Source organism: Yersinia intermedia, from assembly GCF_900635455.1.
In the GTDB taxonomy this organism is placed as follows: domain Bacteria; phylum Pseudomonadota; class Gammaproteobacteria; order Enterobacterales; family Enterobacteriaceae; genus Yersinia; species Yersinia intermedia.
The window spans coordinates 1117202-1130634 of record NZ_LR134116.1 but is presented as its reverse complement, the minus strand read 5'-3'; the positions used below and the strand labels follow the sequence as shown (position 1 = coordinate 1130634).

Below are 13433 nucleotides of genomic sequence, written 5' to 3'. Positions count from 1 at the left end.
AATCCCCTTCTAACTTTTTCAGACAGAAAGGGGATCGGATGATTTTGTTTTATACAATAGCTTCTTAGTTAGCTTTCCAGCCATCATTGGTCTTAACCAGAACAATTTTCGTTTCTACGGGTTCATCCATACCCTTCACACCAGAGAAAGCATTCTTATCTACCCAACTTGGAACACCTGCTAGTTTCCATGTAAAGGTCACTTGCGTCATTTTAACGCCATTACCTTCACTTGGTTCAGTCCAGCTTTTGATCTCAGCAACCGCACGATGTCCAACGCAAGCCCCCTTCTCACGGTTCCAAAAATCAATCTCTTGGCCTTTGTCTGTGACGTCTAAAACAGTCATGCTACCAAAGCCATTAGGCTCCTGTGAAACAGTGAGCAGACCCTGTTCAGCTAACCCATTCAAGATTTCATCACTGACGTTGTATCCAGAAGAACGATACCCGTTATTAACTTTCACAGGGAAACCTTTGTTAAAAGCAAAGTCATTGTCCTTCAGTGAGTAACAAAGTTCTGATGTTGAGAGCCTTGCATTGATCGCTTTTTCAAAATCGCCCTTTTCACCGCAACCGGATAACAGCACAGTAAGCCCAGCAGCAACTAATAATTTACGCATCGTTTTTATCCCTTTTAATGATTGATGGTGCCATTGCTCAATACAACCAGACGAACTGGCATATCCGCGTTGTTGACGGTAGTGAATCCCCGGACTTCGAAATTGCTTACCGTTCCGGTGATGCTGACTTTCTGGCCTTTCTTATAGGTAAGAACAGCATCATCAAGGCCGGAGTAATAATTGATCCAGACCATACCGCCGCAGTAGTTGGTATCAGAGGTTTTAAACAGAAGGTAGTAGTTCGCATGAGCTGCTTTTTCCATACCTGTCATCATATCGCTGGCACTTCTACCTTTAGTAACTTCAAGAACAATCGCATTAGCAATTGAGATCCGTTTGCCTGTCCATTTCTTCTCTGCCGCCATGGCGTTTTCTTCATAGTCTTTACAAACAGGACCGAGGCCAGAAACTGAGGATGCCGGGCCGGTACCTTGTTTTGCTGTGGAAAGACCTAATGCGTTATCTACTGTTCCGTTCAATGAGGATAACGAGGTATTAATCGCCCCATTGACCTTATTCACGCCTTCATTAAGTTGCTGGCACCCTGATAAAGCTATAACCGTCAGTGCCAGCGATAGCGCAATGCTTTTACTCATACACACCCTCGAAAGAAGTCAGTTTGAGAGGATAAAGGCCGTTCCGGCACCAATAAGATGGCTCTATACGAGGCATCGATTGATACGAAGGAACAAACCAACTTTTTAACCAATTGATAGGATTAAATTATTTTTGTTTTTCGTCATATCGTTTGTAACGATCAAAATCAAACTTATGATAGGTTTAACCTATCACAAATACATTATCGATCGTTATAATCAATTAAAAAACCGATCGATTAGAGCATATCAATCGTTAAAAGCTATCGATATTGATTTATAGATCGTTTTAATCGATCATTTTCTTGCTATATTGAGAGTGGATGAGTAGAGTGAGCTGAAACTCAGAGAGCGATTTAATGGCTATTTGAGTAAAACAGATGAAAAAGTCATCTGACAATATGTAGTTATTCATACAATATCAGGGAAAGTCTTAACAACTTAAAGATCATGACTTATATAGTGACTTAATAACGAGAAAGGCCAGCATCAGACTGGCCTTATTAAGCCAAGAGATGTTTCAATTATTTCCTCCTCAAATCTGAGTTTTATCTAAGTATTTAATATGTTTCATCAATATAAAATATTACAAAAGCACTGCAAACCAAATGCATTAAATGATTTATATTAATTGATATTTTTATCTTTAAATTTAACACCAAGTTTTAGAAAAAAATTTCCTGATATAATTGTTCTCTTCGTTTTAGTAAAAAATTATTGAGACCTTTTTTGAAAACATCTTTATCTTATGAGCTAAAGCTCATGGTGCTGTCGCACGGCTACGCCCCAACGATGATATCAAAATTGTTTTCTTCACTCGGTGAAGTAGTTTGCATCTATTTCAATGCTAAATATGAAGGTAAATGAAACAACAGTGAATAAATAGTATCATTATCGATAAAGTATTACTCTTAATCCCATATATCGGAAAAATATCAATTGATAGCAGCGCTTTGTGATTGTCATTCACAATCACTCTGCTGTGAGGAGCTTGCCTCCGATAATGATGGATTTATCCATAAAAAATCGCGGCGTAGCCGCTAATACAATGACACGGAAAAACAAATTAACAGAACGTCATTAGGTGCCATTTTATTCGGCACTCGATAAATAAAAAGAAAAGCCCGTCATCTATTATAAAAATCTAGGGCGAACGCCCAATCCTCTTAGTTCTTATATTTCTTATACTTCTTAAGGGGAAATAACTTATTTAGTAACAATAAGTTAGAAGTCTATTTTCTTCGTTATTGTAGATCTTTCTTCACGATTGTAGATTTTTCTTCGTGATTGATGGTGATTACTTCATTATTGATGGTATTTACTTCATTACTCCTATAAAAATGAAGATAAAACTTCAAACTATATTTGACATTTCTATTAAAAATATTATATAGATTAAAACATAATAATAAAAAGGAGTATTTATGGCTGGAAAAACATTTAACCAAAACCCATTTATTTTCGAAGATGATATTGAAATAGAAACCAGAGGCCGAAAAAGAACTGTGGCGCGTGGAGAGAAGTTTCAAACACCCGAAGGTGATAAATATGAAAAAGTCATCCACTCGATACAAGAAGTGGATAAAGCTAAGTTCGTAAAAATATTCATATCACGAGTCCGGGTTTTATTTGATCTAACCCTTACCGGCAACAAGCTTTTTTATATTTTTATGTTCGTGATATCTGACGTCATTGGTAAAGATGAAGTCTATATGAACTTTGAAAAAGCAAAAGACATTGCAGCTCAATGTGACTTTAATTTATCTAACCCTGTTTACTATAGGGGCATCAAAGAACTTATTGATAAAAAGATCATCGCACCAAGTAAATCAAAATATATCTATTACATTAACCCTGCAGTTCTTTTTAATGGTGATAGAGCCAAGTTTATTGAAGAGATTAGAGTCAAGGAAGAAAAAAGCTAAAGTAATATATAATACAACACTAAGAGAAACCGTAGATTATCTATCCCGGCCTCGTTAGAGGCCAGATATCAATCATAATGGTTAGACTAACCCTTCACTTATTTTTTCTTTCAAGATAACACCGAGCTTCTCTATGACTTGGTCTAAATCTACCTCATCAAGGTTTTCATTATATCCATAGGTCTCAACCATATTTTCAAAGTTATTGAATATATACATAACGATATTGCTTATCAGAAGTTTCAATAAAACATCGTTGCTTAATGAATCAGTTCTATTACCATTGTAATAGCTGCTTGTTTCATCAATACTTTCCTGACATGCTATTAAGGATACTGCATAGAAGAAAAATGAATCTTTATTTTTAAAATCTTTGACAGTTAATCTATTTTTCATTTAACACCTCATTATATTTAGTTCAAATTGATGGCGTAGTTCTATCAGCCCCTTTCGGGGCTAAATAAGCATTGCTGGTATTTTTATTAACTTACGATATGCGTTAATATATGACTAATGTTCTTATTGAAAATCAGCACTCGTTTATTTCTAATGCCTCTGTGTGAGTTTCAAACAGTGCTCTTTTCACTGCTTTGAAATCAACATCTGCTAGTTTTTCATCTGCGCCATAACGTTTGACATAGTGATTAAAGTTTTTCTCTATGAGACTTATTATTTCTGAAAAGAATGCATCCATAAATGGAATATTCATTGCTCGATCACAAAATAAACTATAACTTTCTTCTGTATCACTGACCGCCTCTACATAAATCTTCATTGATAACACATAAAAAAACTCTGTTGCTGTATTTTCAAAAGTTTTAATCTTCATATTTATTACCTTATTTTAGTTAAAAGAATTCCATACAGTTTTTATCTGTATTTTTTATAACGATATTTTCATTTTATGATATTGAAGTATCAGGCCGATTTATTTCGGGATAAATAAATCATCTGATCAATCCATTCATCTATTTCACTCTCGACAAATGCTATTGCACGCTCACCAAGCTTTATAGGTTCAGGGAAACGATCTTGACTAATAAGTTTATAGATCCAAGCTTTGCAAAGACCCGTTCTTTTCAGCACTTCAGGTAAACGGATAAATCTTTTTCTTTCTGTCATACATTTCTCCATTGTTGTTTTGATGGAGGTAGTATCTTCAGATCGCTTATGACGATCAACTCTCAAAAAGCACGAATTGATCAAGATGTGAGGGATTTTTAGGCAGATTAGAGATGGGAGTAACGAAAGCCAGTTGCCGTGGGCTTTGAAACATTTTTGCAAAAAGTGCTATTTTTTTACTCTATTTGAAGTTATTTAATATTTTGTTATTTATCATGCAGTTAATTCCATTAAGTTTAAATTCTGAACTATCATCTGTTATTCAGCTTGCTTCAGGCTAAAAAAATGTTCGGGTAGGTGTAAGATTTACCACTGAGCGTTAAATATGCTATCTCTGACCTTAATAGATTTTGATGCTTGTCGTGAGTTCAACTCCTCGGCATCAGTGCTATCGATGATTTTAACGCTGAAAAACAACACAACTTTGCTCATGTTGTTTCTTTGGTCCCTTCATTGAACCCTCAATTAAATATAAAAACAAAATAATTATAAAAATCAATTTATTATACGTGTAATTACAGAGACCCCAGCCCACCAAATGTTAAACCGGTTATTACCAGATAAGTCCGGTGAAGTACGAAAAGCCCGCATTCCACTTAGGTTTGCGGGCTTTTTTGTGTCTGTAGTAGTCCGAGGAGATCCGCCTGAAACCAATGTCTATTGGTATACGAATTGGTACACGCTAAGATAGATACCAATAGACGTATACCAATTAAGGGAAGATCCTTACATGGCACGGACTACACACCCCCTCACCCACACCGAAGTACAAAAAGCGAACGCCATCGACAAAGACCTAACTCTCCATGATGGTGATGGCTTACTTTTGTTAGTCAAAGCCACTGGTAAGAAAATTGGGCGTTTCCGCTATCAGCTTCCTAACAGTAGTAAGCGCACTCTGATCAGCCTCGGCGCTTATCCTGCTCTATCCCTCGCAGATGCCAGAGAGATACGCGCTGAGAAACTAGCAATGTTAGTCCGAGGGACAGACCCCCAAGCAAGGGCTGGTGAAGAGGCAGAAAAACTCCAGATAGCTCAGGAAAGTATTTTCGCAAATGTAGCTCGTAGATGGTTCGAATTGAAAGAAAGCCACGTTAGCGCAGCTCATGCGAAAGATATTTGGCGTTCTATTGAAAAAGACATCTTACCCAGCATCGAAAATGTTCCCGTTCAAGAACTCAAAGCACGCACACTAATTCAGGTATTAGAACCAATCAAAGCACGTGGGGCATTAGAGACGGTCAGGCGATTGGTACAACGTATAAACGAGATAATGATTTATGCGGTCAATGTAGGTTTGATTGATGCCAACCCAGCATCAGGCATTGGTAATGAGTTTGAAAGGCCTAAAAAGCAGCATATGCCCACCATAAGGCCAGAAGAACTACCTAAGTTAATGCGTACCATTTCCATGAGCAATCTCTCGATACCAACTCGCTGCCTGCTTGAATGGCAGCTACTGACGCTGATACGCCCTGCCGAGGCTTCAGCAACAGCATGGACAGAGGTCGATATAGAGAATAAACAGTGGTGTATTCCGGCAGAGCGCATGAAGGCGAAGCGTGATCATATCGTTCCTTTGTCAGAACAAGCTTTAGAGCTGCTGGAAATCATGCGTCCAATCAGTGGCAATCGTCAGTACGTATTCCCCAGCCGCAATGACCCACGAAAACCGATGAACAGCCAGACTGCGAATGCAGCCTTAAAACGTATCGGATATGGTGGAAAACTTGTTGCTCATGGTTTACGTTCTATCGCCAGCACAGCCATGAATGAGGCAGGTTTTAATTCAGACGTGATCGAAGCAGCACTTGCACATAGTGATAAGAACGAAGTTAGAAAGGCTTATAATCGTTCAACTTACCTAGAAGCCAGAATTGCCTTAATGCAATGGTGGGGAAGCAACGTTAGAGCTGTTTACGCTTAATATTTTTACCATTGGAGAAAGTATGAACTCGTCAATAACAAATATATCAATAGCGGCAATTCATCTTTTGGAAAAAAGAAGAGACGGCTTAGTTCTTATCAATGGTTCATGGGGCAGTGGGAAAACACACTACATAAACAATATTTTCCCGAAAATTTATACTTCAAAAACCATTTATTATATCTCTTTACTCGGCATACAATCTCTATCTGATTTCAAATCGAGGATCATTGATATAGTTTATCTTGAAAACATGGATGAATTAGAAAGAGCTGTATCAATAACAAGTAATGGCCTTAGTGTATCCACTGGGAATAGCAGAAGCGCAGGTATTATTGATAAAATAATCAAATCCCTGACTAGTAGTGTAAAGGAAAGCGTCCTATCTAATCTGTCAGGGCTATTTATAATAGATGATGTAGAGAGAATTACCAATCAAAGTGTTTTAAATGAAATTATTGGTTATTGTCATAATCTTTATTCAGAAAGTGATGAAGGGAAGTTAGATTACTTGCTGGTTGGGAATTTCACTAATGAACATGAAAATAAAATAGAACATCAAGAAAAATTGATATCCGATGTTTTATTTTTCGAACCAAGTAGAGAGGATCTAAATGATATAATTAGCGAAAAAAATAACTTCCTTACCCCTGAACATCTTACTATTTTCCTTAACATCCTAATGAAATATGAAATTAAAAACCTAAGGATTGTTAATAGAATCACTGATAAGTTAAAACCCATTTATTCACTACGTAACAATTATGCTGAAGATGATATAATCATAAGTATGGAAAATGTTATTACTTGCATATCCTGCGCTGTTATAGCAGTTAATCTTTATGAAAAAAAATTAATGACTTTAATAAATACGCTAGTTCCTTCCGAAAAAACAAAGATGCAACTCCTGAAGGTAAGATAGTAGATGAACTACTAGCAACATCAACTGGATACTTAACAAGCGAACTACTTCCATATTCCCTAGGAATGGTGTCATATACTGACATTGAATCAATTGTATACGGGAAAAAAAACAAACCATCCATAATAGAAAAAGCATTATCTTACTCACCTCAAATCTATGAGACAGAAGAGAAAGCAATACTTGAATTATTATTTACTATAATTAAAAAAGAAGAAAACCCAACATTGCAGGAATGGTTAAAAGCAGTCACCAATTATAAAACCCTAAAAGAAGAAGGATATTTAGATGATAATATAATGTTCAGTGATGATGAAATCACTAAAATCTCTGACACTTTTACACATGATGAATTATCACTACATTTTGGTGATACTCGCAGCGCCCCTTACTCAAGATTCAGAGACAATTCAGAATCTGCTATCTATTCACACCTCTTAAATAAACACGAAAAACATGAAAAAGATAATACAATAGCTAAAATAATTTCAGATATAAACGAAACAGGCTGGGCAAAATTCAATTCAGAACGAATTGATAACATAGGAGACATGTCAAAATACAAGCTTTTCCAAACACTAGGAACAAAATTTTTAACTCAAGGCATTTGGAATTTAAAGTGGACAGTGCTTGATATAATCTCATTCAACAAATACTTATACAACCTCTATAACTTCTCAAATATCACTGATTATTTATCCGATGAAAAAAAACACCTAATGCAAATACATATTGCCCTAGAAGTTTACTTAGGAAGTCGGAACAATTCGTTCCGTGTTGGTGCGGTACTGCAACTTAAAAAAATTATTGAAGGGATTGTGTCCAGGCTATGATTTTCTATAAAACGGCTTCTAGCCCCGCGCGCGCAATGGTCCCCCGCCTACGCGCTCTGACTTTATCATGCACTTTTCATGCACGATATAGAGAGCCTGCAAGCCCTTGTAGCGCGGTGTTTCAGCTGTTTTAATGCTGAGGCGTTGCATGCAAATTCATGCACTATATGCATGCAGTGCTCTTTTGGGCAGGCTAGCCAGAGAAAAAGCCCTTAAACGGCAAGAGTGAAATGGCGAGAGCGGGAGATCCCCGCCTTGAGAGGTTACAGGCGGAGTAGGATTATTAATGAACTCGCGCATTAGAACCGTAGCGATTTAATATTTTTCGCTCTGGTAGAATAACGACTGGAGCGGGCATGAGATGCATATTTACACTCTGGGCAACGAATATAATTGTTGCCCACAACCGAATTTAGTTATCCACGTAGTTTTACCTACTTAATCCCTGCGATCCTTTTTATACTGCTCATATAGTTCCAACACTTTCTCGGCAAATTCATCATCTACAGTATAGAAATAGCACTCTGGTACACCTAGGACATGAGCAAACCCACACACTAACTCAAAGGTCGGTTTATGCGTTCCATGTTCATAGTGTGACAAACGTGAATAGGCGGTTGCTTCTTCAATACCGGCAAGTACACCAAGCCGTTCCTGAGTTAATTGCGCCCTGAGCCGAGCAGCTTTCAATCTCTTGGGTATTATCTATTTTTACCGTTAAAAAGACACATCGGCAATCTTTAGCATTACTCAAGATGCTTTTTCTTTAGAGTTCATAAATATGATTGAAATATATAAATTTTTCTCGTAAAAACACTTACCCATCAGCTAACTTCTGGCATGTATTCCCACGGTACTAATTCGCCATCAAATAATCGAAGAATTGCTTCGGCAAAGCTATCGTCAACTGTATAAAAATAGCACTCAGGCACATTCAATACCTTGGCAAAAGCACAAACCATTTTAAACGTAGGTTTATGTATTCCACTTTCGTACTGTGATAAGCGTGAATATGCAGTATTCTTCAGCAATACCCGCAGCAACACCTAGCTGTGTCACTCAGCCCCCGCATATATAACGGTGGGTTAACGCCCAATGAATCAGAACGATTTTTTTGGGAAAATGCTAAAGCTGTGGCGATTCTGAATATCAACACACCCCATAAGGAGAATACGATGCTGACTTACATTTTTTTCATGAAAGGTGATCAGGTTTTTACACTGGATAGCTCAGCACCTGATTTTGGGAAAAACCAGAAACGACTTTTAGACAAAGGCTACATAAAGCAGTTTGAAGAACTACAAGCCGTTTCACCGGAGGCTGCTCTTGCCCGGTTTAAAGATATCAAAGGCGAAGAGTACAAAACTGAGAGTGGTTTTACCTCCGGCGCAGTCTTTACCTCTCTGATAGATGTTTTGTTGAAAAAAGGCTGACTGTTCACAACAAGTGAACAGTTTTTCTATAAATATTTCTTTCTGAACAAGGTGACAGTATCAATCTATCATGGCGTGGTTCTAAAACATGCTCACTTAACGAATCACCCGATATAATGGAAATAACTAAAAAATACTTTAGCTTATACGGCTAGTTTGTTGATATTTAATGAATCAAATATAAATATCTATATTACTATCTTGTGCTTTTGTCTGGTCTGCGTTCTCAACAACATTACTTTTCCCATCATGCTTTTGCTGCGCTTGTTGCGCCTGACGACGTAACAATTCAGCCAGTTGCTGCTGTAGCATCGTTAATTGAGCTTGAATGTTTTTTCGCTGTTCTTTTGACAAATCAATGCCATCTTTGAGTTTTTGCGTAACCTCAGCGATTTTTGCGATTACATTCTGTATCTGAGTTGCCAAATCATTTCCAGCACTTGCAGTATTCTTGCCGCCATTTCCCGCCGCTGCTGCTATTGGTAAGCTCGCATTTATACCCATCGGACATATCCTTATCATTCGCTAAGTCAGTACAATGATTATCGGCAAATGGCGACTTTATCTTAATAATTTCAGCAATCCAAATATGATCCCAATCTATAGCCGCGCTGCTCAATGGCTTGTTTTAATGCCGGCGATGTCAGCACTTCTAACTCGGTCAAGCGTGGGTAACAATAGCCGCTGGTCATAAGAATGTTGTCGACAAACGCGGGGTGGCACATAATCTCGAGTGAATTAATTGCTTTTTGATCAGCATTTTCCAGCAACTGCAAAAATGTTTGTTCGGATAACGTTTCACCATAAAAACCACTATCGAACCACTCGCTGCTTCGCGGGTTATCAAGCACAATCTCATGCTGCTGTGCTTCATTGCGGTCAATACGCAGTGGAAGAGATTTCTGGTGGGCAAAAGCAACAACCAGCGGATAAATTTGCGGCAACATATGTACATGATGGTGGCTGTCGATGTGAGTGGGGGCACGGCCGAAGACTGCAACAAATTTATCAAACTGAGCAGCCAACTCCTGAGCTATCTCGTCAAGGTTCAGTTCACCCGCCTCGGCACGTTGCCACAACCACTTGCCCAGTTCACCGTTGGCATTAACTAATGATGGCATAGACGTTAACGGCCGCCCGTAAGTAAGAACAAAATGCATCCCTACGGGCAAAGTTGGATTTTGCTCGCTAAGTTCTGCCGCATGGTAGATATCGGCGCAGTTCATCATCGCCGTGGTGGATGAGACAATACCGTGCTGGAATGCTTCAATGATCCCGTAGTTTTGACCTTTGCTTAAACCAAAATCATCAGCATTAACAATAAGTAACTTTTCCATTGAGGGCTCCTTGTTAGGCCATTTCAGCAAGAAATGTCTGGCTGGAAACTAATCGGATAACCCCTCTTTGACGCAGTTGAATTTTTTGCGATAGTTCCCTGGCGTAAAAGAGGTGAGTTTTTTGAAGTTTTTAATAAATAACGTGGTATCGCTGTAACCTGCTTCAAAAGCAATGTCAGAGACTAAGTAATTGGTCATTTCAAGCTGAGTTTTAGCAAAGTTAACTCTAATTTCATTGATAATCTGCATCGGCGTTTTTTCGTAATAACGGCGGGTAGCGCGGGTCAGATACTCTTGGGTTTTACCAGAAAGTTCGATCATATTCACCAACGCTTTCTCACCAAACATCGATTTATCATGCATCTTGTCGATACTGCTCTTCAGCCACAGCGGAATATCGTCGTTAGTATCACTCTCTTTATGATGGCTGATGCGGTTAGTGACATAAAAAGTCAACAGTTCTACCAGTTCAGTAAGCTCATCGTCCCTAAAGTGTGGTGCAGAAATCGCCGATTCAATATAAGAGAGAAAATCACCTTTTAGGCGATAAGCCTGAGAAGCCACAACAGGCCGCGATAGCAGATGAGAATAGTGCTCTTCAAAGAAAGTTTTACTTATTCCCACATTCAGAATACGGGTGGCACCAAATTCATAGAAACTTTTGTGATGAGATCCCATGGGAATAAAAGCAAAATCACCTCGCTCTAAAAAGACTCGCTTACCGTTTATTTCCTGGAAACACATGCCGGTTAATATCAGCGTATATTCATAGTAATCATGTTGATGTAAGCCGGTGGCACTTTCCGTTTTGTTATAAATAAATAGATGAAACTCTTTTCCGTTAAAAAAGTCTTTTTGACGTACTAACCTGACTTCCATCTTATTTACCTTCACTTTCTCGTTCAAAATAGCCAATGTGTTATACAAAATTCACTGTAGCTTTCGATGCAATTCGATCAACTCATCAATTAACTCTCTGGCTAGCATCGCATTCATCAAATGATCCTGAGCATGGACCAGTACCAATGTTACTTTGGTTTTACCCTCTCCTTGGTCGGCTTCAATCAGCTTAGTCTGCACTAAATGCGCCTCATTTAGCGCCAGGCGGGATTGCGCCATCAACTCTTTCGCTTGAGCAAAGTCACCCGCCTTGGCCTGTTTCAAAGCGTTGTAGGCCAAACTTCTGGCTTGCCCCGCATTGATAATCAGCCCCATAACCACATCTTCCATTTCATCGGTAGGCTGCACATCATCCACGATTTTATCTAAATCAAACATGCTATTGTTACTCCGTAAATTAAAACCATTAATTAAAACCATGTTGCCTTGCGACATCAGCAAACCAGTAGCCACTTTTCTTTAGTACTCGCGTCTGGTCGGTGATATTCAACCGAACTAAACCATAGCGATTTTTGTATGCATTGAGCCAAGACCAGCAATCAATAAAAGTCCACAGATGATAGCCTTTACAGTTGCTACCCTCTTGTAACGCTTGATGTAACCACTTCAGATGCGCATGAATGAACTCGATGCGGTACTGGTCATCGACCATACCCGATGGCGTGATAAACTGCTCTTCACCTTCAACACCCATGCCATTCTCAGAGATATAACACGCAATATTGTCATAATTCTCTCTCAGGTTTTTCAGGATGTCATACAGCCCTTTTTCGTATATTTCCCAGCCACGATGCGGGTTGATTTTCCGCCCTGGCATCGCATAAAAACTGAATAAATCCTCCGGCGTTTTTACCTGCCCTTGAGGGGTTGGAATATCTTTTGCCTGAACACGTCTTGGCTGATAATAGTTAACCCCTAACAGATCGATTACACCAGCCGCAATGTGCTGGCAATCACCGGATTCAATCTGTGGCAATAAGTCGTGCTCTCGCAGCAACGTGATCAGTTCGCCAGGGTAAACACCTTTGGTAACGGGATCGAGGAAGCTACGGTTAAGCAGTAAATCGGCATGATTAGCCGCAATCTGGTCTGGTGCACTGTCAGAGCGAGGATAGGTCGGGGTAAGGTTCAAAATGATACCAATCTCACCGCCCTGCTTTAATTCTCGGTAGTTTTCCACGGCTTTGGCATGGGCCAATACGCTGTGATAAGCAACGGTGACCGCACGTTTAAAGTCAACCACCCCTGGGTAGTGCAGATCGTTCAGGTAGCCTGCTTCGACGGGCACAATTGGCTCATTAAAGGTAAACCAGTGTTTAACCCGATCACCAAACAACATAAAGCAGTTTTTAGCATAACGAGCGTAGGCATCCACAACAGTACGGCTTTCCCAACCTCCTTGTTCTTGCATGCATAACGGCATATCAAAATGATAGAGATTGATGAAAGGGGTAATGCCATTCGCCAGTAGGCTATCGATCACCGCGTTATAAAATGTGACAGCTTTAGGGTTAAGTTCACCCTCACCATTTGGCATCAGCCGCGACCATGAAATCGATGTCCTGAATGTGTTATGCCCCAATTGCTTTAACAGCAAAATGTCTTGCTGATAGTTATCGTAAAAGGTGGAGGTGTTTTCAGGGCCAATTTGACCATGAAAACGTTCCGGTGCAATTTCGTACCAATAATCGAAGATGTTTTTGCTCTTGCCATCCCGCAACGACGCCCCTTCGGATTGGGTGGCCGAGGTGGCGCTACCCCACCAAAAATCATCAGGAAATTGATACTTCATTCCGGCCTCCAGCCTTATACGATAAAC

Annotated in this window: 16 protein-coding genes and 1 pseudogene; 5 read left to right on the top strand and 12 right to left on the bottom strand. The window is 39.2% G+C overall.

Annotated elements, in window-relative coordinates; translation table 11 throughout:
• Nucleotides 1-64 precede the first annotated feature (64 nt).
• Both EL015_RS05295 and EL015_RS05290 read right to left on the bottom strand, forming a co-directional pair.
• Nucleotides 65-619 (bottom strand): lipoprotein, encoded by a 555-nt coding sequence (locus EL015_RS05295; protein ID WP_005188734.1) that lies wholly within the window; start codon nt 617-619, stop codon nt 65-67.
• Nucleotides 620-633: 14 nt separating this feature from the next.
• Nucleotides 634-1215 (bottom strand): hypothetical protein, encoded by a 582-nt coding sequence (locus EL015_RS05290; RefSeq protein ID WP_005188736.1) that lies wholly within the window; start codon nt 1213-1215, stop codon nt 634-636.
• A gap of 1424 nt (nt 1216-2639) precedes the next feature.
• Between EL015_RS05290 and EL015_RS05285 the strand changes: the two genes are divergently transcribed.
• Nucleotides 2640-3140, top strand: coding sequence for a replication/maintenance protein RepL (locus EL015_RS05285; protein ID WP_005188742.1), 501 nt, complete (start codon nt 2640-2642; stop codon nt 3138-3140).
• Between the two features lie 81 nt (nt 3141-3221).
• On the opposite strand, the gene EL015_RS05280 is transcribed toward EL015_RS05285, so the two are convergent.
• The 3 genes from EL015_RS05280 to EL015_RS05270 form a co-directional block, all read right to left on the bottom strand.
• Nucleotides 3222-3536: a hypothetical protein gene (locus tag EL015_RS05280; protein ID WP_005188745.1), complete on the bottom strand. Its 315-nt coding sequence runs from the start codon at nt 3534-3536 to the stop codon at nt 3222-3224.
• A gap of 133 nt (nt 3537-3669) precedes the next feature.
• Entirely contained in the window at nt 3670-3969 is a 300-nt protein-coding gene (locus tag EL015_RS05275) for a hypothetical protein (protein WP_005188748.1), read from the bottom strand.
• A gap of 89 nt (nt 3970-4058) precedes the next feature.
• Nucleotides 4059-4262: a helix-turn-helix transcriptional regulator gene (locus EL015_RS05270; protein ID WP_005188750.1), complete on the bottom strand. Its 204-nt coding sequence runs from the start codon at nt 4260-4262 to the stop codon at nt 4059-4061.
• Between the two features lie 730 nt (nt 4263-4992).
• On the opposite strand from EL015_RS05270, the gene EL015_RS05265 reads away from it, so the two are divergent.
• The 3 genes from EL015_RS05265 (at nt 4993) to EL015_RS05255 (ending at nt 7944) form a co-directional block, all read left to right on the top strand.
• Nucleotides 4993-6189 carry an integrase domain-containing protein gene (locus EL015_RS05265; RefSeq protein WP_005188756.1) on the top strand — a complete coding sequence of 399 codons (1197 nt, stop codon included), beginning with the start codon at nt 4993-4995 and terminating at the stop codon, nt 6187-6189.
• 22 nt (nt 6190-6211) lie between these two features.
• Nucleotides 6212-7111: a P-loop NTPase fold protein gene (locus tag EL015_RS05260; RefSeq protein WP_005188758.1), complete on the top strand. Its 900-nt coding sequence runs from the start codon at nt 6212-6214 to the stop codon at nt 7109-7111.
• Nucleotides 7112-7176: 65 nt separating this feature from the next.
• Nucleotides 7177-7944 carry a hypothetical protein gene (locus EL015_RS05255; protein WP_053011821.1) on the top strand — a complete coding sequence of 256 codons (768 nt, stop codon included), beginning with the start codon at nt 7177-7179 and terminating at the stop codon, nt 7942-7944.
• A 438-nt stretch (nt 7945-8382) separates the two neighbouring features.
• Here the strand turns inward: EL015_RS05255 and EL015_RS05250 are convergent, their stop codons facing one another.
• Both EL015_RS05250 and EL015_RS05245 read right to left on the bottom strand, forming a co-directional pair.
• Nucleotides 8383-8649, bottom strand: coding sequence for a helix-turn-helix domain-containing protein (locus EL015_RS05250; RefSeq protein WP_032907008.1), 267 nt, complete (start codon nt 8647-8649; stop codon nt 8383-8385).
• Nucleotides 8650-8768: 119 nt separating this feature from the next.
• Nucleotides 8769-9003, bottom strand: a pseudogene (locus EL015_RS05245) (helix-turn-helix domain-containing protein).
• A gap of 116 nt (nt 9004-9119) precedes the next feature.
• On the opposite strand from EL015_RS05245, the gene EL015_RS05240 reads away from it, so the two are divergent.
• Nucleotides 9120-9377 (top strand): hypothetical protein, encoded by a 258-nt coding sequence (locus EL015_RS05240; RefSeq protein ID WP_032907010.1) that lies wholly within the window; start codon nt 9120-9122, stop codon nt 9375-9377.
• A 174-nt stretch (nt 9378-9551) separates the two neighbouring features.
• Here EL015_RS05240 and EL015_RS05235 read toward each other — a convergent pair whose 3' ends face one another.
• The 5 genes from EL015_RS05235 to EL015_RS05215 form a co-directional block, all read right to left on the bottom strand.
• Nucleotides 9552-9881 carry a FlxA-like family protein gene (locus EL015_RS05235; protein ID WP_005188775.1) on the bottom strand — a complete coding sequence of 110 codons (330 nt, stop codon included), beginning with the start codon at nt 9879-9881 and terminating at the stop codon, nt 9552-9554.
• A gap of 71 nt (nt 9882-9952) precedes the next feature.
• Nucleotides 9953-10714 carry a chitin disaccharide deacetylase gene (chbG, locus tag EL015_RS05230; RefSeq protein WP_005188778.1) on the bottom strand — a complete coding sequence of 254 codons (762 nt, stop codon included), beginning with the start codon at nt 10712-10714 and terminating at the stop codon, nt 9953-9955.
• 48 nt (nt 10715-10762) lie between these two features.
• Nucleotides 10763-11608 carry a transcriptional regulator ChbR gene (gene chbR, locus EL015_RS05225; protein ID WP_371113002.1) on the bottom strand — a complete coding sequence of 282 codons (846 nt, stop codon included), beginning with the start codon at nt 11606-11608 and terminating at the stop codon, nt 10763-10765.
• Between the two features lie 36 nt (nt 11609-11644).
• Nucleotides 11645-11992: a PTS N,N'-diacetylchitobiose transporter subunit IIA gene (gene chbA / locus EL015_RS05220; RefSeq protein WP_005188783.1), complete on the bottom strand. Its 348-nt coding sequence runs from the start codon at nt 11990-11992 to the stop codon at nt 11645-11647.
• A 28-nt stretch (nt 11993-12020) separates the two neighbouring features.
• Complete coding sequence (locus tag EL015_RS05215; protein ID WP_005188785.1) at nt 12021-13406, bottom strand: glycoside hydrolase family 1 protein; 1386 nt, start codon at nt 13404-13406, stop codon at nt 12021-12023.
• Nucleotides 13407-13433 lie beyond the last annotated feature (27 nt).

Coding starts and splice junctions, on each gene's coding strand:
- EL015_RS05260 (WP_005188758.1), top strand. CDS start 6,212: ATGAACTCGTCAATAACAAATATATCAATAGCGGCAATTCATCTTTTG.
- EL015_RS05280 (WP_005188745.1), bottom strand. CDS start 3,536: ATGAAAAATAGATTAACTGTCAAAGATTTTAAAAATAAAGATTCATTT.
- EL015_RS05240 (WP_032907010.1), top strand. CDS start 9,120: ATGCTGACTTACATTTTTTTCATGAAAGGTGATCAGGTTTTTACACTG.
- chbG (WP_005188778.1), bottom strand. CDS start 10,714: ATGGAAAAGTTACTTATTGTTAATGCTGATGATTTTGGTTTAAGCAAA.
- EL015_RS05235 (WP_005188775.1), bottom strand. CDS start 9,881: ATGGGTATAAATGCGAGCTTACCAATAGCAGCAGCGGCGGGAAATGGC.
- EL015_RS05255 (WP_053011821.1), top strand. CDS start 7,177: ATGGTGTCATATACTGACATTGAATCAATTGTATACGGGAAAAAAAAC.
- chbA (WP_005188783.1), bottom strand. CDS start 11,992: ATGTTTGATTTAGATAAAATCGTGGATGATGTGCAGCCTACCGATGAA.
- EL015_RS05285 (WP_005188742.1), top strand. CDS start 2,640: ATGGCTGGAAAAACATTTAACCAAAACCCATTTATTTTCGAAGATGAT.
- EL015_RS05215 (WP_005188785.1), bottom strand. CDS start 13,406: ATGAAGTATCAATTTCCTGATGATTTTTGGTGGGGTAGCGCCACCTCG.
- EL015_RS05295 (WP_005188734.1), bottom strand. CDS start 619: ATGCGTAAATTATTAGTTGCTGCTGGGCTTACTGTGCTGTTATCCGGT.
- EL015_RS05275 (WP_005188748.1), bottom strand. CDS start 3,969: ATGAAGATTAAAACTTTTGAAAATACAGCAACAGAGTTTTTTTATGTG.
- EL015_RS05290 (WP_005188736.1), bottom strand. CDS start 1,215: ATGAGTAAAAGCATTGCGCTATCGCTGGCACTGACGGTTATAGCTTTA.
- EL015_RS05265 (WP_005188756.1), top strand. CDS start 4,993: ATGGCACGGACTACACACCCCCTCACCCACACCGAAGTACAAAAAGCG.
- EL015_RS05270 (WP_005188750.1), bottom strand. CDS start 4,262: ATGACAGAAAGAAAAAGATTTATCCGTTTACCTGAAGTGCTGAAAAGA.